Below are 21,453 nucleotides of genomic sequence, written 5' to 3'. Positions count from 1 at the left end.
ACTGTTCGGGCGGATTGATACACCACTGTGGCAAGGAGGTTCTGCAATGTTTCTTACGCCGACGCCGCTCGAGCAGCCCGCCCTGCAAACTGATGAACGTTAGGACCAGAAAATTGGGTTTTTCGGGTCGCAACGTCGATGTTTTTGCAGGCGGGGTGTCGGGAATGGTTCTACCGTCGACCAGAGTGCACCCGTTGAGCCACGCACGGTCGTATCGTCGATCAAATTGCTGGTGCACAGCACACCGCACGCCAAAAAACCTCCGGGCCCCTGTCACAACAGGAACCCGGAGGTTCTGACTGTGGAGCCTAGGAGATTCGAACTCCTGACATCCGCCTTGCAAAGGCGGCGCTCTACCAACTGAGCTAAGGCCCCGTATTCATTTGTGGCTCACCAGCAGGTGAGCCAAATCCCTTGACCGTTCAGTCGACGGGATCTACAGCTGAGTCCCATGCTTCGCGTTTGACTTCTGCCTCGCGCCAAGCCTTGAAAGCTGCGACGGACAGACCTGCGAGTGCAGCCAGTGCTGCAATTCGTGTCTTCATCGCTACCTCCACACGATTTTACTCGTGAACTCAGTTGAGTGGGCGTACCAGGAATTGAACCTGGGACCTCTTCGTTATCAGCGAAGCGCTCTAACCGTCTGAGCTATACGCCCGTAGCACGGTCGACCAACAAGCTAACTTCTTGGTTGACCGAGCTGAAACTTTACCGGAGGTTTCCCCCGGCGCCAAATCGTGGACCGATCAGTCGTCGGTCAGGGTCACCCCGATACCGCCGATCAGTGCGGCCGCAATGTTGTACAACAGAGCTCCCAGCACGGACAGTGCGGTCAGCAGAATCACGTTGACCACGGAGATGATCGTCGCGAACAGCGCCACGTTGCCCAGGGAGAGGAATTCCTTGATGTCCGTGCCGCCGGCGTTGCCGCCAAGCATCGACAGCATCTCGTTGATGCCGTCGAACAGGCCGGTGAGGTTCAGCACGAGCCACAGCACCAGCGATGCCACGACCGTGATGATGCCCAGTGCAACGGAGAGCAGGAACGCGAGCTTGAGCACCGACCAGGTGTCGACCTTGGAGACCACGAGCCGCGCGCGGCGCACCTTGGCGCGGGGTGCGGGGCGAACCAGTCCCTTGTTGGACTGGTTCTGAGGCTTCTTCGCAGCGGGCGTGGCCTGCTTCTTCTCCGCGGTTGTGGTGCCGCCCTTGGCGGGACTCACCGAAGAGTTCTTCGCGGGCTTGGCGCCCTTTGAGGCTGAGCTTGCACTCATGCTTCACCTCCGTTGTCGTTGTTTTCCAACGCTACTGCATCGTCCGAGGTTGCCTCGACATCAATGCCCTGGTCCGCTGCGTCTTCCTGAGCTTCCTCGGGGACGACGTCGCCGCCCTCCTCCGCCTCGGAATCAACCTTTTTCTCGATCTCTCGTTCGGCGTTGTGAGCAACTCCGACAATGTGGTCCGAGGGACCAGGTTTGGCGAAGATCACGCCCATCGTGTCGCGCCCGCGAGCGGGAACTTCGGCCACGTTGGACCGAACCACCTTGCCACCGGACATGACCACGAGGACCTCGTCCGCTTCGCCCACGATCAGACCGCCCACCAGGCCGCCTCGATCATCGGCGAGCTTGGCCACCTTGATGCCCAGACCGCCACGGCCCTGCACGCGGTACTCGCTGACCGCGGTGCGCTTGGCGTAGCCGCCCTCGGTCACCACGAACACGAAGGCGTCGTCGGTGACCACGTTGGCGGAGAGCAATTCGTCACCCTCGCGGAATTTCATGCCGGTCACACCGGAGGTCGCGCGACCCATGGGACGCAGGGCGTCGTCGTCGGCGGTGAAACGCAACGATTGGCCGAGGTGCGAAATCAGCGTGATGTCGTCCGCGGGAGTGGCGAGCATGGCTGAAACCAGCTCGTCGTCGTCGCGCAGGTTGATGGCGATGACGCCGGCGGTGCGGTTGGTGTCATAGTCCGAGAGGCGCGATTTCTTGACCAGGCCGCGGCGGGTGGCGAGCACCAGGTACGGAGCGTCCTGGTAGGTGCGCAACTGCATGACCTGCGCGATGCGCTCGTCCGGCTGGAACTCCAGCAGGTTGGCCACGTGCTGGCCCTTGGCCTCGCGGCCGGCTTCGACCAGCTCGTACGCCTTGGCGCGGTATACGCGACCGAACGTGGTGAAGAACAGGATCCAGTTGTGCGTGGTCGTGACGAAGAAGTGCTCCACCACGTCACCGCCGCGCAACTGTGCGCCCTTGATGCCACGGCCACCGCGGTGCTGCGAGCGGTACTCGTCCGAGCGGGTGCGCTTGACGTACCCGTCGCGAGTGATGGTGACGACCACTTCCTCTTCGGGAATGAGGTCTTCCATGGACATGTCGCCGTCGTAACCGAAGAGGATCTCGCTGCGGCGATCGTCACCGTAGTGGTTGACGATCTCGGCGAGCTCCTCGGAGATGATCTCGCGCTGGCGGTCCTCGGACGAGATGATCGCCTGGTACTCCGCGATGAGTCGCTCGAGCTCCGCGTGGCGATCCTGGATCTTCTGACGTTCAAGGGCGGCCAAGCGGCGCAGCTGCATGTTGAGGATCGCCTGGGCCTGGGGCTCGTCGATGTCGAGCAGCTCCATGAGCCCGTTGCGGGCTTCTTCCACGGTGGGAGAACGGCGGATCAGCGCGATGACTTCGTCCAGGGCGTCCAGTGCCTTGAGGAGCCCGCGCAGAATGTGCGCTTCTTCCTCGGCCTGCCTGAGGCGGTACCGGGTGCGACGCACAATGACTTCCATCTGGTGCGTGACCCAGTGGTGCACGAACGCATCGAGGGACAGGGTGCGCGGCACACCGTCCACGAGCGCCAGCATGTTCGCGGAGAAATTCTCCTGCAGCTGGGTGTGCTTGTAGAGGTTGTTGAGCACCACCTTGGGAACGGCATCGCGCTTGAGCACGATCACCAGGCGCTGACCGGTACGACCGGAGGTCTCGTCGCGCATGTCCGCGATGCCCTGCACGCGGCCGTCCTTGACGAGGTCAGCGATCTTCACGGCCAGGTTGTCCGGGTTCACCTGGTACGGCAACTCGGTGATCACCAGGCACGTGCGACCGTGGATCTCCTCCACATTGACCACCGCGCGCATGGTGATGGACCCGCGACCGGTGCGGTAAGCGTCCTCGATGCCCTTATGCCCCAGGATCTGAGCTCCCGTGGGGAAGTCCGGACCCTTGACCCGCTTGATGAGCTCTTCGAGCAGGGTCTCGCGATCCACGGTGGGGTTCTTGAGGTACCACTGCACGCCGTCCGCCACCTCGCGCAGGTTGTGCGGCGGAATGTTGGTGGCCATACCCACGGCAATGCCGGAGGAACCGTTGACCAGCAGGTTGGGAAAGCGCGCCGGCAAGACGGTGGGTTCCTGCTGCTTGCCGTCGTAGTTGTCCTGGAAATCCACGGTGTCCTCGTGGATGTCCCGGACCATCTCCATGGCCAGCGGCGCCATCTTGGTCTCGGTGTAACGCGGGGCCGCAGCGCCGTCATTACCGGGCGAACCGAAGTTACCCTGGCCCAGCGCGAGCGGGTAGCGCATGATCCAGCCCTGGATCAGACGCACCAGGGCGTCGTAGATCGCGGAGTCACCGTGCGGGTGATAGTTACCCATCACGTCGCCGACCACGCGCGCGCACTTGTTGAAAGAACGCTCGGGGCGGTAACCGCCGTCGAACATCGTGTAGATCACGCGGCGGTGCACGGGCTTCAAACCGTCGCGCACGTCCGGCAGCGCACGGCCCACGATCACGGCCATGGCGTAGTCCAGGTACGAGCGCTGCATCTCGGTCTGCAGGTCCACCTGCTCCACGTGGTCGCCGCTGCTCACGACGACGGCGCCCTCGTTCGTTTCGAACTCAGCCGAGTTCTCGGGGTCGACCGGGACGTTTCCGTCCGGAGTCTCGTCACTCATGCGTTGCTATCCGTTTCTTCTCAGATCCCACAATTCACCGTTCATGCCGCATACGGAATATGCGGTCGACATCATGTACTAGATGTCGAGGAAGCGAATGTCTTTGGCGTTCTGCTGGATGAATTCTCGGCGGGACTCCACGTCCTCGCCCATGAGCACGGAGAACACCTGGTCAGCCGCAGCGGCGTCGTCCATGGTGACCTGCAACAGCGTGCGGTGCTGCGGGTCCATGGTGGTGTCCCACAGCTCGGTGTAATCCATCTCGCCCAGACCCTTGTAGCGCTGGATACCGTTGTCCTTGGGCAGACGCCGGTTGTTGGCCAGGCCATTGGCCACGGCCTGGTCACGCTCGGCGTCCGAGAACACGTACTCGTGAGCGGCGTTGGACCACTTGATGCGGTACAGCGGCGGCTGCGCGAGGTACACGTACCCGTGCTCGATGAGCGGGCGCATGAACCGGAACAACAGCGTGAGCAGCAGCGTGGTGATGTGTTGGCCGTCCACATCCGCATCCGCCATGAGCACGATCTTGTGATAGCGCGCCTTCTCGATGTCGAAGTCGTCGCCGATGCCCGCGCCGAACGCGGTGATCATGGACTGCACCTCGGCGTTGGACAGCGCACGGTCCAGGCGCGCCCGCTCCACGTTCAGGATCTTGCCGCGCAATGGCAGGATGGCCTGGTGTGCGGGATCGCGACCCTGCACGGCCGAACCACCCGCGGAGTCACCCTCCACCAGGTAAATCTCGGACAGGGTGGGGTCCTTGGACGAGCAGTCCTTGAGCTTGCCCGGCATGCCACCGGACTCCAGCAGACCCTTGCGGCGCGTGGTCTCACGTGCCTTACGCGCGGCCAGGCGCGCCTGGGACGCGTAGATCGCCTTGCGGATGATCTCCTTGGCCGAGGACGGGTTGCGTTCGAGCCAGTCACCGAACAGGTCGAACATCTCGCGCTGCACGAAGGTCTTGGCCTCGGAGTTGCCCAGCTTGGTCTTGGTCTGACCCTCGAACTGGGGTTCGCCCAGCTTGATGGACACCACCGCGGTCAGGCCCTCACGGACGTCGTCGCCGGTGAGGTTCTCATCCTTGTCGCGCAGCAGCTTGTTCTCACGCGCGTAGCGGTTGATCAGCGTGGTCAGCGCGGAGCGGAAGCCCTCTTCGTGCGTGCCGCCCTCGTGGGTGTTGATCGTGTTGGCGTAGGTGTGCACCGACTCCGTGAACGCGGTGGTCCACTGCATGGCCAGTTCCAACGACATTTTCTTGTCTTCGTCTTCCACTTCCAACGCAATGACGTCGTCGTGGATCAGATCCGCTTTCTTGGAAGCGTTCAAGAAGGTCACGTAGTCCAGCAGACCGCGGTCGTACTTGTAGACAACCTGCAGGTCACCGTTCTGGTTGGTGTGGGTCTCTCCATACGCGGCATTGACGGTGCCGCCGTCCTGACCCTCTACCGGTTCCTCTTCGGTGACCTTGTTATCGGACCCCGCGATCTCTTCGCCCGTTTCATCCTGGCGGCGCTCGTCCGTGAGAGTGATACGCAGGCCCTTGTTCAGGAAGGCCATCTGCTGGAAGCGAGCGCGCAACGTCTCGAAGTCGAAGTCAACGGTTTCGAAGATCTCGGCGTCCGGGTAGAACGTCTGGGTGGTACCGGTGTCCTCGGTGGCCTCGCCTTTTTCGAGCTGACCCTGCGGCACGCCTCCGTTGGCGAAGTTCATGCGCCATTCAAAACCTTGACGGCGCACCACGGTGTTCACTCGGGACGACAACGCATTCACCACGGAAATACCCACACCGTGCAGACCGCCGGAGACGGCGTACCCGCCGCCGCCGAACTTGCCGCCGGCGTGCAGGATGGTCATGACCACTTCAACGGTGGGCTTGCCCTCGCTGGGGTGCATGTCCACGGGGATACCGCGACCGTTGTCGGACACGCGCACACCGCCGTCTGCCTGCAGCGTGATCTCGATGTGATCGCAGTAGCCGGCGAGTGCCTCGTCAACCGAGTTGTCGACCACTTCGTACACCAGGTGGTGCAGTCCGCGAGGCCCGGTGGAGCCGATGTACATCCCCGGACGTTTCCTGACGGCCTCCAGGCCTTCCAGAACGGTGATATCGCTGGCACCGTATTCGTGCTGTAGGGGATCCTCTGTAGCCACGGGGTCTCCGGTCCTCCTGCGTAATCGACGTAGATCGATTGGTCGGCCCGCATGAATACAGCCGATGAGACAGCGCGCGGCTCATCGGCTGGCGGGACAAAAAGATCTTGTTACCGCGATTCTACCGGATAAAGCGCTCAACGGCCCGCAGACGCCCCGAGGGGCCGATCTGATGGGGGACCACATGAGCCGGGGGTGATTCCGAGATTTACGGCGTCTACAGCCTCATCCGGGACATGAAACGTTGTTATCCGTACGTATCGCGGGGTCCGCGGCCCTGCACGGTCCACCGGCCCTTCTTCCAACTGGGCCCCACGGGCCCCTGGATATCGAGCTTGGTCACGATGCCCTCACCCAAGCGATCCGCGAAAGTCCGCAGGATCTGGGACTGCATGAGGCGCAGCTGCGTGGCGTACGCGGTCGAGTCGCAGCGCACGCGCACCACGGTGTCCTCGAAGCTTTCGGGCCACGTGTGCTCGGCGTTGCGGGCGCCCACCAGTGACGCCCAGTCTGCCAACACGCTGCTGACATTCACCGGAGTTTTCCAGCCACGGTGCACGATCAGCGAATCCACGATGTTGCCCAGTTTGCGCGGATCCCGCGCCGACTTTCCGGGTCCGGAGTAACCGCCCATCTGCCGGGCATCCACGGGGCTGTTGTACCGCTGCTTGAGCGCCGGGGATCCGGTGCCATCCTCCATCGCCTGCCCGAAGAACTTCATGTTCTTGGCCGCGGCCGCCTTGGACAGTCGCGAATCCCCGCGTTCCTGGGCCGCTCGGCGCACACGCTGGAGAGCGGATGCTGCTGCGTCGACGACGTCGTCCCGGCTCGGATCAGCCATGCTCGCCTCGATCGCGTGGGGCCTCGGCGACACCTGACTGCTCCCCGAGCCCTTGGCTAGTGGGAATTTGATCAACCGGTGCCCCGCCCGCCATGGGTTGTTCGGCCTGCATCCGCTCGGTAGTGGGCTGCCCTGTAGCTGCGGCCGGGCCAAGTGCAGGGGAAACCGTGACCTGAACTTCGCCGGGGCTCACGCGCACCACCCGGTGGGGGTTTTCGCGCAAAGCTGGCGGAAGGTCCTCGTCCACCGCGGCTGTCACTAAAACCTGCTCGGCCTGTTGCACCAGCTGGGCCAGCTTCTGTCTGCGCCGCGCATCCAGTTCCGCGAATACGTCGTCCAGGATCAACACTGGTGCCGCGCCCTCGTTGGGGTCGTCGGCCACGTGGACATACCAGGACCCCAACCGGAGGGCGAGGGCCGTGGACCATGTCTCGCCGTGAGAGGCGTAGCCCTTGGCAGGGGTGTCGCCCAGAGAAATCACCATGTCGTCGCGGTGCGGTCCCACCAGGGTGATCCCGCGTTCTTGTTCCTGTCGCGCGACCCGTTCGAAGGCCTGAAGCATCAGCTCGTAGAGGTCTTCCACGGAGAAATGTTCCAGCGCTGCGGCGTCCGAAGAAGGATCCAACGACGAGCACTCGTAGCGCAGCTCTACGTGCTTGGGTCCGTCCGTGAGTTGCTGATAAGCCCGGTCCACCTCGGGTTCCAGCGCCTTGAGCAGCTGTAACCGGGCGCCCATGACGGCGGCGCCGGCCCGCGCGAGTTGTTCATTCCACACGGCCAACGTGGCCTGGTGGGATTCCGAGTTCTGGCGGGAGTAACGAGCCGATTTCAGCAGTGCATTGCGCTGTCTCAGAGCTCGTTCGTAATCACTGCGAGCGGCCGCGAGCACCGGACGCATGGAAGTTGCCAAATCATCCAGGAACTTCCGCCGATGCCCCGGATCGCCCTTGACCAAGGTCAGGTCCTCCGGGGAGAACACCACGGTGTGAAGAATGCCCACGGCTTCCCGTGCGCGCACCGCAGCGGCCCGGTTGATCTGTACCCGATTGGCCCGACCCTCGTTGAGCTCGAATTCCAGAACCGTTTGCTGGCTGGCGCGACGGACCCGAATTCTCACGATGGCTCGCTCGGAACCGGTTTTGATCAGTGGGGTATCGCTGGCCACGCGATGGGAAGACAGGTTGGCTGCCCAGTCGATGGCCTCGACCACGTTGGTTTTGCCCACACCATTGGGACCTACGAAGACGGTCAGCCCGCGGTCCAGGGCCAGATCGAGACTTGCGTAGGTCCTGAAATCCAGCAGGGACAGGTGGTCTACGAACACACGATCACTGGTTGGGCAACCGCACCGGCATCAGCAGGTACTTGTAATCCACGTTGTCCTCGCCGTCCTGCTCTGCCTGGGCGGAGAGAACCGCGGGCTTGGGTGGAGCAGTGAAAGAAAACCGCACGTACTGAGAATCGAACGCGTGCAGGCCCTCCGACAGGTAGGTGGGATTGAACGCCACCGTGATGTCGTCTCCGTTCAGCTGAGCGTCCAGGACCTCGGAGGCCTGGGCGTCCTCGCCCGTGCCGGCGTCCAGGGCGACCTGACCCTGGGTGAAAGCCAGACGAACCGGGGTGTTGCGCTCAGCAACCAGGGACACGCGGCGAACCGCTTCCACCAAATCGGCGGTCTTCACCGCGGCCGTGATGGGGGTGTTCTCGGGGAACAGCGACCGAATCTTGGGGTATTCGCCGTCGATCAGGAGACTGGTGGTTCGGCGCCCCCCGGACTCGAACCCGACCAGTTCCGCGTTGTCCGCCAGTGCCACGTTCACATCACCGGAGGCGCCGAGGGTCTTAGCGATGTCGTTCAGCGTTTTGGCCTTGATCAACGCAGCAGTGGAGATCGTGGGATCCGAGGGGCGCCACGTGAGCTCACGCATGGCCAATCGGTAACGGTCGGTCGCGAGCAATGTGATCTTCTCGCCCTCGATCTCCATACGGACACCGGTCAGGATCGGCAGGGTGTCGTCCTTGGACGCGGCAATGTTGACCTGGCCTACGGCATGGGCGAACTCGTCACCGGTGATGACACCCGAGAGCTCGGGAAGGGCCGGCAGCTGCGGGTAGTCATCGACCGGCATGGCCGCGAGATTGAACTTGGACGACTTACACGTGAGCGTGACTTTTCCGCCGTCGGCTTCGACCTGGACGGGTGCCGAGGGCAAGGAACGGCAAATGTCCGCAAGAAGCCGACCGGAGACCAGGGTGGTGCCTTCTTCCTGGACATCGGCACTGATGGTCAGGCGAGCAGAGATCTCGTAGTCAAAGCTTGCGATCGACAGTGATCCGTTGTCGGCCTTGATGAGGAGTCCGGAGAGTACGGGTACCGGCGGGCGTGGTGACAAGGATCGTGCCGTCCATGTGACTGCTTCAGCCAGTACGTCGCGCTCGACGGAGAACTTCACGGCAATGCCCCTTTGGTCTAAAAATGTGTAACTCGCCGTGTGCATCGTATCCGCCTTGAGCGGCGAGTATCGAGCCCGCAGCACTGCGGTGGAGTGCGGAAATTTGTAATTACAGGTTCTCGACCGGGCTCGAGGCGGGCCGTGCGGGGCAAGATTTTTGTTATTCGGTGGATTTCTCTTTAAGGGTAAGAGTGTTAATAACCCATGTGGAAACTGTGGATAACTGCCTGCTTCCCGCTGTTTGAACGGTTCGAGCCTGTTGACGTCCTGTGCTTAACTTCGGGTCCGTCTGTGGTCGCTCAGTGCACAACTTCCGCGGTATTCCGCGGGATCCACAGGGTCGTCCCCCGAACACGGATGCTTATCCACCGAAGCACGAACGTTGTCCACAAAGTTTTCCACATTGGCTGATTTCAGGTTGTGCACAACCCGTCCACACGGCCACCGGGAACTGTGCATGGAGCGTCGTCGTCACTGGTCCTGAGCGGTGCGAAGCTGTGGACAAATCACAAAAAGAAGGTCCCGGCCAACTGGCCGGGACCCTGAAGAATTGTCGAAATGCGAACTCAGCCCTCGCGGGACTGCTGCTTGATGCGGTTGGTCAACTCGGTGACCTGGTCGAAAATCTGACGACGCTCGGCCATCAGGGTGCGAATCTTGCGGTCCGCGTGCATCACCGTGGTGTGATCGCGCCCGCCCAGTTCCTGGCCGATCTTGGGCAGGGACATGTCCGTGAGTTCGCGCAGTAGGTACATCGCGATCTGTCGCGCGGTCACGAGCGTGCGGGTGCGGGACTTGGACTTGAGCTCGTCCAGGGTGATGTTGAAGAAGGCAGCGGTCTGACCCAGGATCGAAGCGGCCGTGATTTCCTGCCCGCCGTCCTCGGTGATCAGATCCTTCAGAACCAGCTCGGCCAACGGCAGGTCCACCGCTTGCTTGTTCAGCGATGCGAAGGCGGTGACGCGGATCAGCGCGCCCTCGAGCTCGCGAATGTTGGTGGAGATGTGCGAGGCGATGTACTCCATCACGTCATCGGGGGCGTCCATACCCTCACTAATGGCCTTCTTGCGGAGGATCGCGATACGCGTCTCCAACTCGGGCGGCTGCACATCGGTGATCAGACCCCACTCGAACCGGGACCGCATACGCTCGGCAAAACCGGTGAGCTGTTTGGGCGGCATGTCGGAGGTGATCACGATCTGCTTCTCGTGATTGTGCAGAGCGTTGAACGTGTGGAAGAACTCTTCCTGCGTGTGTTCCTTGCCGGCCAGGAACTGGATGTCGTCGATCAGCAGCATGTCCACGTTGCGGTAGATGCCCTTGAACGAGGAACCCTCGTCATCACGAATCGAATTGATGAAGTCGTTGGTGAACTCTTCGGAGTTCACGTAGCGCACGCGCAACTTGGGGTAGAGCCGCTTGGCGTAGTGCCCGATGGCGTGCAGCAAGTGGGTCTTACCCAGCCCCGAATCCCCGTATATGAACAGCGGGTTATATGCCTTGGCCGGCGTTTCTGCCACGGCGAAGGCCGCGGCGTGGGCGAAACGGTTGGACTGGCCGATCACGAACGAGTCGAATACGTACTTGGGGTTCAACCGCGCGGAACTATCCCATTCGGCATCCGAGGGGCTGGTGTCCGTTCCATTAGTGGTGCTCAGCGGTTCACGCGGCCGCGCGGGAGGCGCCGCCTGCGGATCTCGACGCGGGGGCAGATCCTCGTAATGACGCGTGGTCGATTCCGCGGCCATGGTGTCGGTCAGCCCGCTCGGCATCGGACTCGGGTGATCGGTACGCGGCACATCCACGCCGGGGGTGCTGCGGTTATGTTCGGCCTCGAGCTCCTCGATCGAGGGAACTTGTGAATCAACAGCCGGCGCGGGAGCCTCGTTCTCCGGCGGGGTCAGTCCGAGTTCGGTGTCCACGACAAAGGCGACCAAAGTCTCGGGGCCGAAAACCCGGCCCACGGCCTCGTCCAGAACGGCCGCCATGCTGCGGTGCTGGAAGTACTCGCGGGTGCGCTCGTTGGGGACGGCCACCAGAAGGGTGGTACCCATGAGGCCCTGGGGCTCGGACAACGAGATGAAGCCCCGGGACCGGCCCGTCACGCTGGGATGTTCCTTCATGTACCGGACGCATTCGGCCCACTGTTGGAGCAGGGGCTGATTGTCCTGGTGCATGAAATTCTCCTGACGGTAGCGGCGGGTCGAGGCTAGTTTTCCACAGAGTTATACACAGCAGTGGATAAACCAGAGTGGGGGAACCCGTAACGGACAGCCTAGAACATGCATCACGGCACTTCATAGCCCCATTCAGCCATTGTGGAGAACTACAACCTTGTAGTTCGCGCCTGGGGATAACCTCGTTCACAGTCGTCTCCCGGGGCCCTTGTCCACACGATCCACAGCCTGTGAATTCACACCTGTGGAGAAGATCGTGACGAACCCCTGATTTGACCGGGGGCGGGCGATTGACTACTGTAAATCAGTCTTGTGCGTTTATGCTCGGGCCTTTCTGCCGTGCCTACGCACCCAAATACCTACCGCGTGCCCATCCCGTGCAACCGCACGGTTCAAGCACCGTTGTCCCAACCTTGTGGAGTGACTAATGACCAAGCGGACTTTCCAGCCGAATAACCGCCGTCGTGCCCGTAAGCACGGCTTCCGCGCTCGTATGCGCACCCGCGCAGGCCGCGCCATCCTGAATGCCCGCCGTGGCAAGGGTCGCGCTTCTCTGTCGGCCTAAGTTGTAGAGGCCTCGCACCGTGCTGCCAGTCCAGCATCGGATGCGCACCTCGGCGCAGTTTTCTGCAACCGTACGTTCCGGCGCCCGTAGTGGACGCCGGAACGTCGTCGTATCCGTACGCGTGAGTGAGCAGGACCAGCCGACCCGAGTGGGATTCGTGGTCTCCAAGGCCGTGGGTAACGCGGTGGTTCGTAACAAGGTCAAACGCCGGTTGCGAGAGCTTGCCGCTGACACGGTCCGATCGCGTCCCACCGGCCACGATGTGGTCGTGCGGGCCCTACCCGCCTCGGCGGGTGCGGCCTGGAGCGAACTTGGCGACGACTACCGGGGCGCGTATTCGAGCGCGGTCCGGAAGGCCGGATAGCAACAGACTTCGGCATTGCCCAGGGCAATGCCGTACCGTTCGATGTGCAAGGTATTGGAGGAGGCGCACACGTGGAAGACCGGGTGGAAGCCGACGCTCTCCTGAACCGAGCGCCTCACGAGTACCGCAGGGCGCACAGTGCACTTGGTGCCATCAAGTACGCTCCGCAGAACCTGTGCATTGCACTGCTCAAACTGTATCGATCCATTGTGTCCCCGCTCTACGGGGATGTGTGCCGTTACTTCCCGTCATGCTCGGCCTACGCACTCGAAGCTTTCACCGTTCACGGTGTGGCTCGCGGACTGGGGTTGAGCGTCAAGCGCCTGTTGCGCTGTCATCCTTGGGCGGCGGGCGGAATCGACCGAGTTCCGGACGGTGGGCGAGAGTTCCACTCGCTGTCCGAAACGCCGAAAATCATGCTGCTCAACCACCCGAACCTCGCACGTGAGACCACGTGCGACCGCCCAGGTCACCACCACGGCGTGACCCAAGGAGCCAACGTTCGATGAATTTCTTCGACATCATCCTCTTCCCCTTCAGCTGGGCCGTTTCGGCGGTGCTGTGGGTCTTCCACGAACTGCTCACCGCCATTGGCATGGACCCGACTTCGGGTATCACCTGGGTGTTGTCGATCGTGGGTCTGACCTTGGTGATGCGTACGCTCACCATTCCCTTGTTCTTGAAGCAGATCAAGTCCATGCGAGGCATGCAGGAACTGCAGCCGGAAATGGCCAAGCTGCAGGCCAAGTACAAGGGCAAGAAGGACCAGCTCTCACGCCAGGCCATGGCCGAAGAGCAGATGGCCCTGTACAAGAACCACGGGTCCAACCCGTTCTCGGCGTGCCTGCCCATCCTGGTGCAGATGCCCATCTTCTTCGCCTTGTTCCAGGTGCTGCGCTCTGTCCCCGAGGCCGCCGGTAAGGGCGAGTCGATCCACGTTCTGACCCCGCAGCTGGTCGAGCAGTTCAACGCGTCCACCATTTTTGGCGCTCCCCTGTTCTCCACCCTGATGCAGCCCGGTGCCGGCAACCACACCGCGACCGTGGTGCTGGCGATCGTGATGATCGTGGCGATGTCCGCCACGCAGTTCATCACGCAGAAGCAGCTGACCGTGCGCAACATGAGCGATGCAGCCAAGCAGTCGCCCATGTACCGCCAGCAGCAGATGATGCTCTACCTGTTCCCCTTGGTCTTCGCGATCGGTGGCATCAACTTCCCGCTGGGTGTGCTCATCTACTGGACTGTGTCCAACCTGTGGTCCATGGGCCAGCAGTGGTGGGTTATCCGCAACAACCCCACCCCGGGTTCCCAGGCCGAGCGTGAGCTCAACGAACGTCGTGCCGCCAAAGGTCTGCCCCCGGTGGGCGTGACCAAGGAAGAGCACGAGGAGAAGCTGGAAGAGCAGCGTCAGCGCGCGGCCGCGGGCCAGCGCAAGCAGCCCGTGTCCAAGAAGCGTCAGAAGCAGCAGCAGATCCGCAAGAAGCAAGGGTCCTGAGGGAGAGCGTCGAATGAACGAGAACGATAACAACCAGGACACTGTGGCCGAGGAACAGTCCGGCGACGTCTTGGAAGCCCAGCTCAGCCCCCTTGAGGAAGAAGGCGAGATCGCGGCCGACTACATCGAGGAGCTGCTCGATACCGCTGACATCGACGGTGACATCGACATCGAGGTCCGCGACGGTCGCACGTACGTGTCCGTGGTGACCGAGGACGATCAGGACGCCGAACTCGAGGCCCTCGTGGGTCCCAAGGGCGAGGTTCTGGATTCCCTGCAGGAGCTCGTGCGCCTGGCAGTACTGTCCGCCACGGAGCGTCGCAGCCGCTTGGTTCTGGACGTTGCCGGTTACCGCGAGGAACGTGCCGGGGTGCTACGCGAGATGGCGCAGCAGGCCGTGACTCAGGTTCAGTCCACCGGTGACAGCGTGCACCTGGATCCCCTGTCCGCTTACGAGCGCAAGATTATTCACGACGCCGTGGCCGAGGCCGGCCTGATCTCCGAGTCCGAGGGCGAGGGCGCCGGTCGCCACATCGTCATCTCGGCAGCGGGCTAGGTCTGTGGCACAGTCACGCTCGTCCAAGGCGAACGACGCCGCTCCCGGGCCTTCACAGGCTCCCGCTGGGTCCGGGCCCGCTCCCGATCCACAGCCGGCACCCCCGTTGGAGGGTGCCGAGCTGGAGGCTGCTCAGCAGTTGTTCGGGGACAGGCTCGATCTGGCCAAGCGATACACGGAGCACTTGGCGTCCTCCGGGATTGTTCGCGGCCTGATCGGCCCGCGTGAAGCCCCCCGGCTCTGGGAACGTCACGTGCTCAACTGCGCGGTCGTGCAGGAACTGATCCCCGAGAAGGCACGGGTCGTGGACGTGGGGTCCGGTGCCGGACTGCCGGGTTTGTGCTTGGCGCTCGCCCGTCCGGACATCTCCATGACCTTGGTCGAGCCGCTGGAACGCCGTGTGCAGTGGCTCAACGAAGTCATTGAAGACCTGGAGCTGACCAACGTCACGGTGCTGCGGGCTCGAGCAGAGCAGGCGAAGAAGGAATTGAAGAACGTTGATGTGGTGACCGCACGCGCGGTGTCCGCCCTCATCGGCCTGATCGACATCACCCTCCCCTTGCTCAAAGGTAGGGGTCAGCTCCTGGCACTCAAGGGGCGCTCTGCACAGGACGAGGTCGATAAGGCCAAGAAGAAGTTCAATCGTTTCGGTGTTCGGTCAGCCGAGGTGCTCACCGTGGGAGATGATCTGCTGAGGGAACCCACCACGGTGGTCCGCATCGAATTGTGATCCGGGTCAGTGTGAACGATCTCGCTGGGTAAGCTAACCCCAGAACAGTCTGTAACCGTCGGAGAGGACAAGTGGTACGAGTGGAGCAGAACGCCGATACTCGGGACAACCGAGCGCGCGGTCATGACTTCGGTCTTCCACCGGATCCCGTAGCACAATCAGAAAAGGTTGTTCCCGACCGAGGTCGTCATGTTTCACGTGAAACGGACACCCAGCACGGTACGGCAGCGCAAGAAGCAGTAGCGGATACCGCTCTCGGGAGGAAGCTCGTGGAAGAGAACAAACGTCGGGCAAAGCTCAAGCAGTCCAAGATCGACCCCCCTGCTGAAACCCGCTACATCACCATCAGTAACCAGAAGGGTGGCGTGGGTAAGACCAGCACCTCGGTGAACCTGGCTGTCGCGCTCGCGCAGCAAGGGCAGAACGTCCTGGTAGTCGACAACGATCCCCAGGGCAACGCCTCCACTGCCTTGGGGATTCCCCACGGTACGGATGTGGACAGCGTGTACGACGTCTTGATCGATGAGACTCCGATTGCTGATGTCGTACAGGAATCTCCGGAGATGGACAATCTGTGGGTACTGCCCGCCACCATCGACCTGGCTGGTGCGGAGATTGAACTGGTCTCCGTGGTGGCCCGTGAGCAGCGTCTGCAGCGTGCACTCAAGGAGTACGCCAAAGCACGCGAGGAACGTGGCGAACCTCGGCTCGATTACGTGTTCATTGACTGCCCGCCGAGCCTAGGTTTGTTGACCATCAATGCCTTCGTTGCCGCTACTGAGGTTCTGATCCCGATCCAGTGCGAATACTACGCTCTGGAGGGTCTGAGCCAGCTGCTGAACAACATCAACATGATTCAGAAGCACCTGAACCCGGAGCTGTCGGTGTCTTCCATTCTGCTGACCATGTACGACGGTCGTACCAACCTCGCGTCGCAGGTTGCGGACGAGGTTCGGCAGCATTTCCCCGATCAGGTGATGAACACGATGATCCCGCGCTCGGTTCGTATTTCCGAGGCGCCGAGTTATCAGCAAAGTGTCATCACCTATGACCCCAGCTCCACGGGTGCGCTGTCTTATCTTGAGGCAGCAGTGGAACTGGGGGCACGGTCCCCCAAGGGGTAGCACTTATGTTTCACGTGAAACATTGCTCAACGTTTCACGTGAAACATACTCCAGACACGTGGAAGCGGGTCGCGACCGATAGGGTCGCGGCCCGCTTTTGCGTGTTGAGAGGGGGGTCGAGCACATGAACCCGCTGCGCATGTTTCACGTGAAACATTTACAGACCCATGCGGTAAACACGGCCCGTGAAAGTTTGAAGAGAACAAGATGGCCCAGTAACCCTTGAGCGGAATCAACACGACTTCAAGGATTCTGGAGGCCGCAACACGGTATCGCGGTGTACTAGGACCGAATCGAAACCAAAAATCACGGATAAGATGAACGTCGGATAAACGACGAAAGGATCCCTGTGAGCGAGAAACGTCGCGGCCTCGGCCGTGGTCTTGGTGCCCTCATTCCTAGTGGCCCGGTGACGCAGTCTGAAACGGCTGAAAAGAAGGATGCCGTAACGAGTTCACCGGACCCCTCGGAAAAGAAAAGCCCTGCGCGGCCAGGACAACCGGACACAAAGAAAACGCCAGCTCCCCAGAAGACGTCTGCTTCGGGAAACGCATCTACCAAGGACTCGTCGAGCGCACCTAAAGACACAGAGTCGGGTAGGGAGACAGCGAAACGGAAGTCCGTTACGACCGACGGGAAGAAGAAGACAGAGAACCAGTCGGCCTCCACAACGAAGACGACAGCAACGACTAAGCGGTCGCCTCGCACTGCAAGGGCCAGCGGGAAGACATCGGCCGAGGGTCCGATCGCGGATGTTTCACGTGAAACATCCGCGACCCAGCAAAAAAGAGACGCAAGTCAGCCCAAGACTCCAGCTGCCGAGAATCAGGTTCAGCCCAAGAGCGGAAAATCATCGGCAAGAGGTCGCCGCGATATGGGGCAAGCGCTGCGAAGTACCACTACCGTGAGACGGCCAGTCGACATGTTCTTCTTGCCATCGGAGACTACTGAATCCGTCCAAGCGGACGGAACGGAGCATGAGAGTTCCTCTGTTTCATCCGAAACACCCGAACAAACCGACGAATCGGGCGAGGGTCGGCTTGCCGAGGCGAGCAATGTTTCACGTGAAACATTGGCCACGCCTGAGGGGGATGTCGACACTCCCACGAGCAAGGCAGACGGCCATAGGAAGAGTAGCCCCACCTCTAAGGGCGCGAACGACAAGGTGAGGTCGACGAGTACTGAGGAAGAGGCCACTGCAGCGGGTCGCCCGACTACGAGAACGAACGGCCCCAAGACCGAGAACGGGATAAAGGAGTCGGAAACGAGTTCCGCTGGGGAACAGTCCGGAGTTGCAGACGCGGGCGCCGTGGATGTTTCACGTGAAACATCACCGACCCAGAACAGCGATGAGAATATACAAGATCTCGCAATGGTTCCCGGAGCCCAGTTTGTCGAGATTGCCGTTGCGGACATTCACCCCAACCGAAAGCAGCCACGACAGGTTTTTGACGAGGATGAGCTGGCTGAACTAGCGTTCTCGGTCAAGGAACTGGGTGTTCTGCAACCCGTTGTCGTGCGTCCCAGTCGTGAAGGCGAGGGAGCCAAATACGAACTCGTAATGGGTGAACGTCGTTGGCGAGCCGTACAGAAGGCTGGCATGGATGCTATTCCCGCGATTATTCGTGAGACATCCGACGACGACCTGCTCCGCGATGCCCTCCTGGAGAACTTGCACCGGTCTCAGCTGAATCCCTTGGAAGAAGCGGCTGCTTATCAGCAGCTTCTGGAGGAGTTCGGTGCAACGCAGGATGAGCTCTCACAGCGTATTGGTCGTTCACGGCCTCAGATTTCCAACACCCTGCGCTTACTCCGTCTCCCACCTTTGGTGCAGCGCCGTGTCGCCGCGGGTGTCCTGAGCTCCGGACATGCCCGTGCGCTGCTCGGTCTGACGGATCCTGCCGAAATGGAACGTCTGGCTCAGCGCATTGTTGCGGAGGGAATGTCGGTGCGCGCTACCGAAGAGACCGTTGCCCTGTCCGATGGGCTCAAGCGGCACGCGACCAAACGGAAGACTGCTTCTCACCGCCACGACGATCGTTTGAACTACATCGCGGACGCGTTCTCCGATCGACTGGACACGTCCGTGAAGATTCAGCTAGGAGCTCGTAAGGGCAAGATGACCATTGAGTTCGCGACGGTCGAGGACCTCAACAGAATCATCGACGTCCTGGATCCCAAGATGGACGATCGCGGCTAATCTCGGGGCGAGCCGACGCCCAGTACCAACCTGACGAACAGAAATGTGGCCCCGATGTTTCACGTAAAACATCGGGGCCACATTCATACCCACGCGAGCGAGTCCTATTTGTTGTAGTACGCCTCAATATCGGACAAGCTCATGGTTCCGGTGGCCACGGTGTCATTGGACTGAACGAACATGCGCTGCAGAGCGCAGAGAATCGACTCTGCCAGCCGCTCCCGGTGTTCCGGATCCTCAAGCTGGCCACTGTCGCTGGAACTCGACAGGTACCCCAGGTCCACCCACACGGTGGGTGCGTCGGAGTATCGCAAGAGCTCCCACTGACGAGCGTGACAACCAAGATCTTGGGCACCCGTGCGTGAGACGAGCTCTTTCAGGATATAGCGTGCCGCCATCTCACCAATGGGTGAATATGTCTCTGTACCGTCCTGGTTACCCCAGTAGTACGTGGCCACACCGTTGGCAGAGCCAGAGGTATTCCAGTCGCAATGCAGGGTGAGCACCAGGGCGTCCGAGTGACCATCGGTAGCAATCGCCTTGGTCTCTGCCGTGCGTACAGGTTCGCCGGCCTTGGTCGTGTAATTCTCGGTTCCGACCACGATGGGTGAGGCACCCACGTTGTTCAGTAGCTCGTAGGTGCGCAGAGCCACGTCGGTGGTGATGCGCTCCTGATCACCGGTGAACTGCTCCGGTGCGGATGGTGACACAGCTTGCCCGGATGAAGCCCACGGAAGCAGAATGATCACTCGCTGCTTGAGGGCATTCGTGGCCTGTTCCAGCCGCGCGTAGTCGCGGAGGGAGTAGGCCTTGGACGAGGTGATGTTCTTGTTGATCCTTGCCAACGCGGCAATGGTGTCGAGATCCACCACACCATTCGGTTCCAGACCCAAGTTCTCCTGCAATTCCACTACTGCGTAGTGGGTCTTGCGGCAGAACACACCATTCAGGTGACCGTAGTAGAAACCCAACCGGGAGAGGTTGGCTTGGATCCGCTCTACGTCCTCCCCGCGTAGGGGATGCTCGGCGTCGAAGTACAACGGTCGGTCACCCAGGGTGTACTGAGCCTGCGTCAATGCCGTTTCGGTCTCCGGACCGAGCACGCCATCCACGATCAGACCCTTGTTCTGTTGAAAGGTCCGCAGAGCGCCGTCGAGCGCTTCGTCGAAGTGGGACGGATCGGTCACGGTGTCCGGGGACAGACCAGCGGCACCTTCGCAGGCGCGGATCAGGCGATCACGAAGCCCCACCACACGCCTATCGGTCATTCCCAAGCGAAGGTTGGGCGTGTTTGGCTCGGGTGTCACTGGTCTTCCCCCTGACGGTTGTGAAATGCGACGTGCGTGAGCGGTGTGCTGCGCGCTCAGGCCGACGGGGTCAGGTAGTCCGCGAATTCTTTCTCCAGCGCCGACTTGGGCTTGGCGCCGATGGAGGTCTTGGCCAGCTCACCATTGGCGAACAAGTAGACGGCAGGAATGGAAGTGATGCCGTACTTGGAGGCGATGGCGGGGTTGTCGTCCACGTTCACCTTCACGACGTCCACGTTGTCCGCGTATTCAGCGGCAATGGCGTCCAGCACGGGTCCCAGCTGACGGCAGGGTCCGCACCATTCGGCCCAGAAGTCCACGATGGTGGGCTTGGAGTTCTCCAGCACCTCGGCCTGGAAGTTGGCGTCGGTGACATCCTTGGCTGCACTCATGTCGAGTAGTTCCTTTCAAACGGGTGGTTGACCGGCCTCAACGGCCGGTTCACCAATGGTTGAGATCGATTATGACAAAGTCCCCTGTGATCAGCTGTCCAGGGCGGCCAAGTAGTGCTCCACGTCGATCGCGGCAACACATCCCGAGCCCGCGGCGGTGATTGCCTGGCGGTAGGTGGCATCCACCACATCACCGGCAGCGAAGACACCGGGGAGGGACGTGGTCGAGGAGCGGCCGTCCACGGCAATAGTGCCGTCAACGGTCAGATCCAACTGATCCTTGACCAGATCCACGCGGGGGTCGGAGCCGATGGCCACGAACAAGCCGGTGATGTCCAGCTCTGAAGTTTCACCGGTCACGGTGTCCTCCAGGGTCAGGGACTCCACCTTGGTGTCTCCGTGAATGTCTTTGACGGCCTTGTTCCACAGGATCTCGATCTTTGGATCGTCGAACGCGCGCTGCTGCATGATCTCCGAGGCGCGGAACGAGTCACGGCGGTGGATCAGGGTGACCTTGGACGCGAACTTGGTCAGGAAGGTGGCCTCCTCGATCGCGGAGTCACCGCCACCCACCACGGCAATGTTCTGTTCCTTGAAGAAGAAGCCGTCGCACGTGGCGCACCACGAGACGCCGTGGCCGGACAGCCGTTCCTCGTTGGGCAAGCCCAGCTTGCGGTAAGCGGAACCCGTAGACATGATCACGGTGCGGGTGCGCAGCACGGTACCGTCCTCCACGGTAACGGTCTTGATCTCACCGTCGAGTTCCACGGAGGTGACGTCCTCGAAGCGAATGTCCGCCCCGAAGCGTTCGGCCTGCTGCTGCATGTTGGTCATGAGGTCCGGGCCCATGATGCCCTCGATGAAACCGGGGTAGTTCTCCACGTCGGTCGTGTTCATGAGCTCGCCACCGGCGGTCACGGAGCCCGCGATCACGATGGGCTTGAGGTCCGCGCGAGCCGCATAAATAGCGGCGGTGTAGCCGGCGGGACCGGAACCGACGATGACCACGTCGTGAACGGCGTCGTCGGAGGTGCCCGGGGTGGTCTCCTGCGCCGCGGCCGGCGTCAGGTTCAAGTTCACGGCGTTCGCGAAGGAGGGGCCGAGATCATTGCTCACGTGTAGTAGACCTTTCTGAGGATTGCCGCG

General features: G+C 61.6%; 19 protein-coding genes and 2 tRNA genes. 8 read left to right on the top strand and 13 right to left on the bottom strand.

What is annotated here, in order from left to right:
• Positions 1 to 302 precede the first annotated feature (302 nt).
• The 10 genes from CKW39_RS05890 to dnaA form a co-directional block, all read right to left on the bottom strand.
• Positions 303 to 375: transfer RNA gene (locus CKW39_RS05890), tRNA-Ala, on the bottom strand.
• A gap of 47 nt (positions 376 to 422) precedes the next feature.
• Positions 423 to 545 (bottom strand): hypothetical protein, encoded by a 123-nt coding sequence (locus CKW39_RS15860; RefSeq protein ID WP_256382221.1) that lies wholly within the window; start codon positions 543 to 545, stop codon positions 423 to 425.
• Between the two features lie 39 nt (positions 546 to 584).
• A tRNA-Ile gene (locus CKW39_RS05885) sits at positions 585 to 658 on the bottom strand.
• 88 nt (positions 659 to 746) lie between these two features.
• Complete coding sequence (locus tag CKW39_RS05880; RefSeq protein WP_095797210.1) at positions 747 to 1,274, bottom strand: DUF3566 domain-containing protein; 528 nt, start codon at positions 1,272 to 1,274, stop codon at positions 747 to 749.
• Positions 1,271 to 3,949, bottom strand: coding sequence for a DNA gyrase subunit A (gene gyrA / locus CKW39_RS05875; protein ID WP_095797209.1), 2,679 nt, complete (start codon positions 3,947 to 3,949; stop codon positions 1,271 to 1,273). The genes CKW39_RS05880 and gyrA overlap by 4 nt, the downstream gene beginning before the upstream one ends.
• 78 nt (positions 3,950 to 4,027) lie before the next feature.
• Positions 4,028 to 6,103, bottom strand: a complete 2,076-nt coding sequence (gene gyrB / locus CKW39_RS05870; protein WP_095797208.1) for a DNA topoisomerase (ATP-hydrolyzing) subunit B — start codon at positions 6,101 to 6,103, stop codon at positions 4,028 to 4,030.
• Between the two features lie 247 nt (positions 6,104 to 6,350).
• On the bottom strand, positions 6,351 to 6,944 hold the full coding sequence (locus tag CKW39_RS05865) for a DUF721 domain-containing protein (RefSeq protein WP_095797207.1): 594 nt from the start codon (positions 6,942 to 6,944) through the stop codon (positions 6,351 to 6,353).
• On the bottom strand, positions 6,937 to 8,268 hold the full coding sequence (gene recF / locus CKW39_RS05860; protein ID WP_254049294.1) for a DNA replication/repair protein RecF: 1,332 nt from the start codon (positions 8,266 to 8,268) through the stop codon (positions 6,937 to 6,939). The genes CKW39_RS05865 and recF overlap by 8 nt, the downstream gene beginning before the upstream one ends.
• A 4-nt stretch (positions 8,269 to 8,272) precedes the next feature.
• Positions 8,273 to 9,397, bottom strand: a complete 1,125-nt coding sequence (dnaN, locus tag CKW39_RS05855) for a DNA polymerase III subunit beta (protein ID WP_095797206.1) — start codon at positions 9,395 to 9,397, stop codon at positions 8,273 to 8,275.
• 566 nt (positions 9,398 to 9,963) lie between these two features.
• A complete protein-coding gene (gene dnaA, locus CKW39_RS05850; RefSeq protein ID WP_095797205.1) occupies positions 9,964 to 11,574 on the bottom strand; it encodes a chromosomal replication initiator protein DnaA in 1,611 nt (536 codons plus the stop codon).
• Positions 11,575 to 12,001: 427 nt separating this feature from the next.
• Between dnaA and rpmH the strand changes: the two genes are divergently transcribed.
• The 8 genes from rpmH to CKW39_RS15775 all read left to right on the top strand — a co-directional run bounded on the left by rpmH (position 12,002) and on the right by CKW39_RS15775 (position 18,608).
• Entirely contained in the window at positions 12,002 to 12,139 is a 138-nt protein-coding gene (gene rpmH / locus CKW39_RS05845) for a 50S ribosomal protein L34 (protein WP_095797204.1), read from the top strand.
• Between the two features lie 19 nt (positions 12,140 to 12,158).
• Positions 12,159 to 12,503: a ribonuclease P protein component gene (rnpA, locus tag CKW39_RS05840; RefSeq protein ID WP_095797203.1), complete on the top strand. Its 345-nt coding sequence runs from the start codon at positions 12,159 to 12,161 to the stop codon at positions 12,501 to 12,503.
• A 71-nt stretch (positions 12,504 to 12,574) separates the two neighbouring features.
• Entirely contained in the window at positions 12,575 to 13,012 is a 438-nt protein-coding gene (gene yidD / locus CKW39_RS05835) for a membrane protein insertion efficiency factor YidD (RefSeq protein ID WP_095797202.1), read from the top strand.
• Positions 13,009 to 13,998 carry a membrane protein insertase YidC gene (yidC, locus tag CKW39_RS05830; protein WP_095797201.1) on the top strand — a complete coding sequence of 330 codons (990 nt, stop codon included), beginning with the start codon at positions 13,009 to 13,011 and terminating at the stop codon, positions 13,996 to 13,998. The genes yidD and yidC overlap by 4 nt, the downstream gene beginning before the upstream one ends.
• A 13-nt stretch (positions 13,999 to 14,011) precedes the next feature.
• Positions 14,012 to 14,554 (top strand): R3H domain-containing nucleic acid-binding protein, encoded by a 543-nt coding sequence (locus CKW39_RS05825; RefSeq protein ID WP_095797200.1) that lies wholly within the window; start codon positions 14,012 to 14,014, stop codon positions 14,552 to 14,554.
• 106 nt (positions 14,555 to 14,660) lie between these two features.
• Positions 14,661 to 15,284, top strand: a complete 624-nt coding sequence (gene rsmG / locus CKW39_RS05820; protein WP_095797199.1) for a 16S rRNA (guanine(527)-N(7))-methyltransferase RsmG — start codon at positions 14,661 to 14,663, stop codon at positions 15,282 to 15,284.
• A 269-nt stretch (positions 15,285 to 15,553) separates the two neighbouring features.
• Positions 15,554 to 16,408, top strand: a complete 855-nt coding sequence (locus CKW39_RS05815) for a ParA family protein (protein WP_095797198.1) — start codon at positions 15,554 to 15,556, stop codon at positions 16,406 to 16,408.
• An 874-nt stretch (positions 16,409 to 17,282) separates the two neighbouring features.
• The gene (locus CKW39_RS15775) at positions 17,283 to 18,608 is read left to right on the top strand and encodes a ParB/RepB/Spo0J family partition protein (protein WP_254049301.1); all 1,326 of its coding nucleotides are present in this window, start codon (positions 17,283 to 17,285) and stop codon (positions 18,606 to 18,608) included.
• A 104-nt stretch (positions 18,609 to 18,712) separates the two neighbouring features.
• Here the strand turns inward: CKW39_RS15775 and CKW39_RS05805 are convergent, their stop codons facing one another.
• The 3 genes from CKW39_RS05805 to trxB form a co-directional block, all read right to left on the bottom strand.
• Positions 18,713 to 19,876, bottom strand: a complete 1,164-nt coding sequence (locus CKW39_RS05805) for an N-acetylmuramoyl-L-alanine amidase (RefSeq protein WP_095797196.1) — start codon at positions 19,874 to 19,876, stop codon at positions 18,713 to 18,715.
• 95 nt (positions 19,877 to 19,971) lie between these two features.
• Complete coding sequence (gene trxA, locus CKW39_RS05800; RefSeq protein ID WP_095797195.1) at positions 19,972 to 20,307, bottom strand: thioredoxin; 336 nt, start codon at positions 20,305 to 20,307, stop codon at positions 19,972 to 19,974.
• 90 nt (positions 20,308 to 20,397) lie between these two features.
• Positions 20,398 to 21,423, bottom strand: coding sequence for a thioredoxin-disulfide reductase (gene trxB / locus CKW39_RS05795; RefSeq protein WP_095797194.1), 1,026 nt, complete (start codon positions 21,421 to 21,423; stop codon positions 20,398 to 20,400).
• Positions 21,424 to 21,453 lie beyond the last annotated feature (30 nt).

The sequence above is a fragment of the Kocuria sp. WRN011 genome (genome assembly GCF_002295155.1).
Classification (GTDB): domain Bacteria; phylum Actinomycetota; class Actinomycetes; order Actinomycetales; family Micrococcaceae; genus Kocuria; species Kocuria carniphila.
The sequence above is the reverse complement of the archived record's forward strand: the minus strand, read 5'-3'. Positions and strand labels throughout refer to the sequence as shown.

What these genes read in the sequence shown, in the direction of transcription:
- CKW39_RS15860 (WP_256382221.1), bottom strand. Translation starts at nt 545, where the DNA reads ATGAAGACACGAATTGCAGCACTGGCTGCACTCGCAGGTCTGTCCGTC.
- CKW39_RS05880 (WP_095797210.1), bottom strand. Translation starts at nt 1,274, where the DNA reads ATGAGTGCAAGCTCAGCCTCAAAGGGCGCCAAGCCCGCGAAGAACTCT.
- gyrA (WP_095797209.1), bottom strand. Translation starts at nt 3,949, where the DNA reads ATGAGTGACGAGACTCCGGACGGAAACGTCCCGGTCGACCCCGAGAAC.
- CKW39_RS05865 (WP_095797207.1), bottom strand. Translation starts at nt 6,944, where the DNA reads ATGGCTGATCCGAGCCGGGACGACGTCGTCGACGCAGCAGCATCCGCT.
- dnaA (WP_095797205.1), bottom strand. Translation starts at nt 11,574, where the DNA reads ATGCACCAGGACAATCAGCCCCTGCTCCAACAGTGGGCCGAATGCGTC.
- rpmH (WP_095797204.1), top strand. Translation starts at nt 12,002, where the DNA reads ATGACCAAGCGGACTTTCCAGCCGAATAACCGCCGTCGTGCCCGTAAG.
- yidC (WP_095797201.1), top strand. Translation starts at nt 13,009, where the DNA reads ATGAATTTCTTCGACATCATCCTCTTCCCCTTCAGCTGGGCCGTTTCG.
- CKW39_RS05825 (WP_095797200.1), top strand. Translation starts at nt 14,012, where the DNA reads ATGAACGAGAACGATAACAACCAGGACACTGTGGCCGAGGAACAGTCC.
- CKW39_RS15775 (WP_254049301.1), top strand. Translation starts at nt 17,283, where the DNA reads ATGGGGCAAGCGCTGCGAAGTACCACTACCGTGAGACGGCCAGTCGAC.
- CKW39_RS05805 (WP_095797196.1), bottom strand. Translation starts at nt 19,876, where the DNA reads ATGACCGATAGGCGTGTGGTGGGGCTTCGTGATCGCCTGATCCGCGCC.
- trxA (WP_095797195.1), bottom strand. Translation starts at nt 20,307, where the DNA reads ATGAGTGCAGCCAAGGATGTCACCGACGCCAACTTCCAGGCCGAGGTG.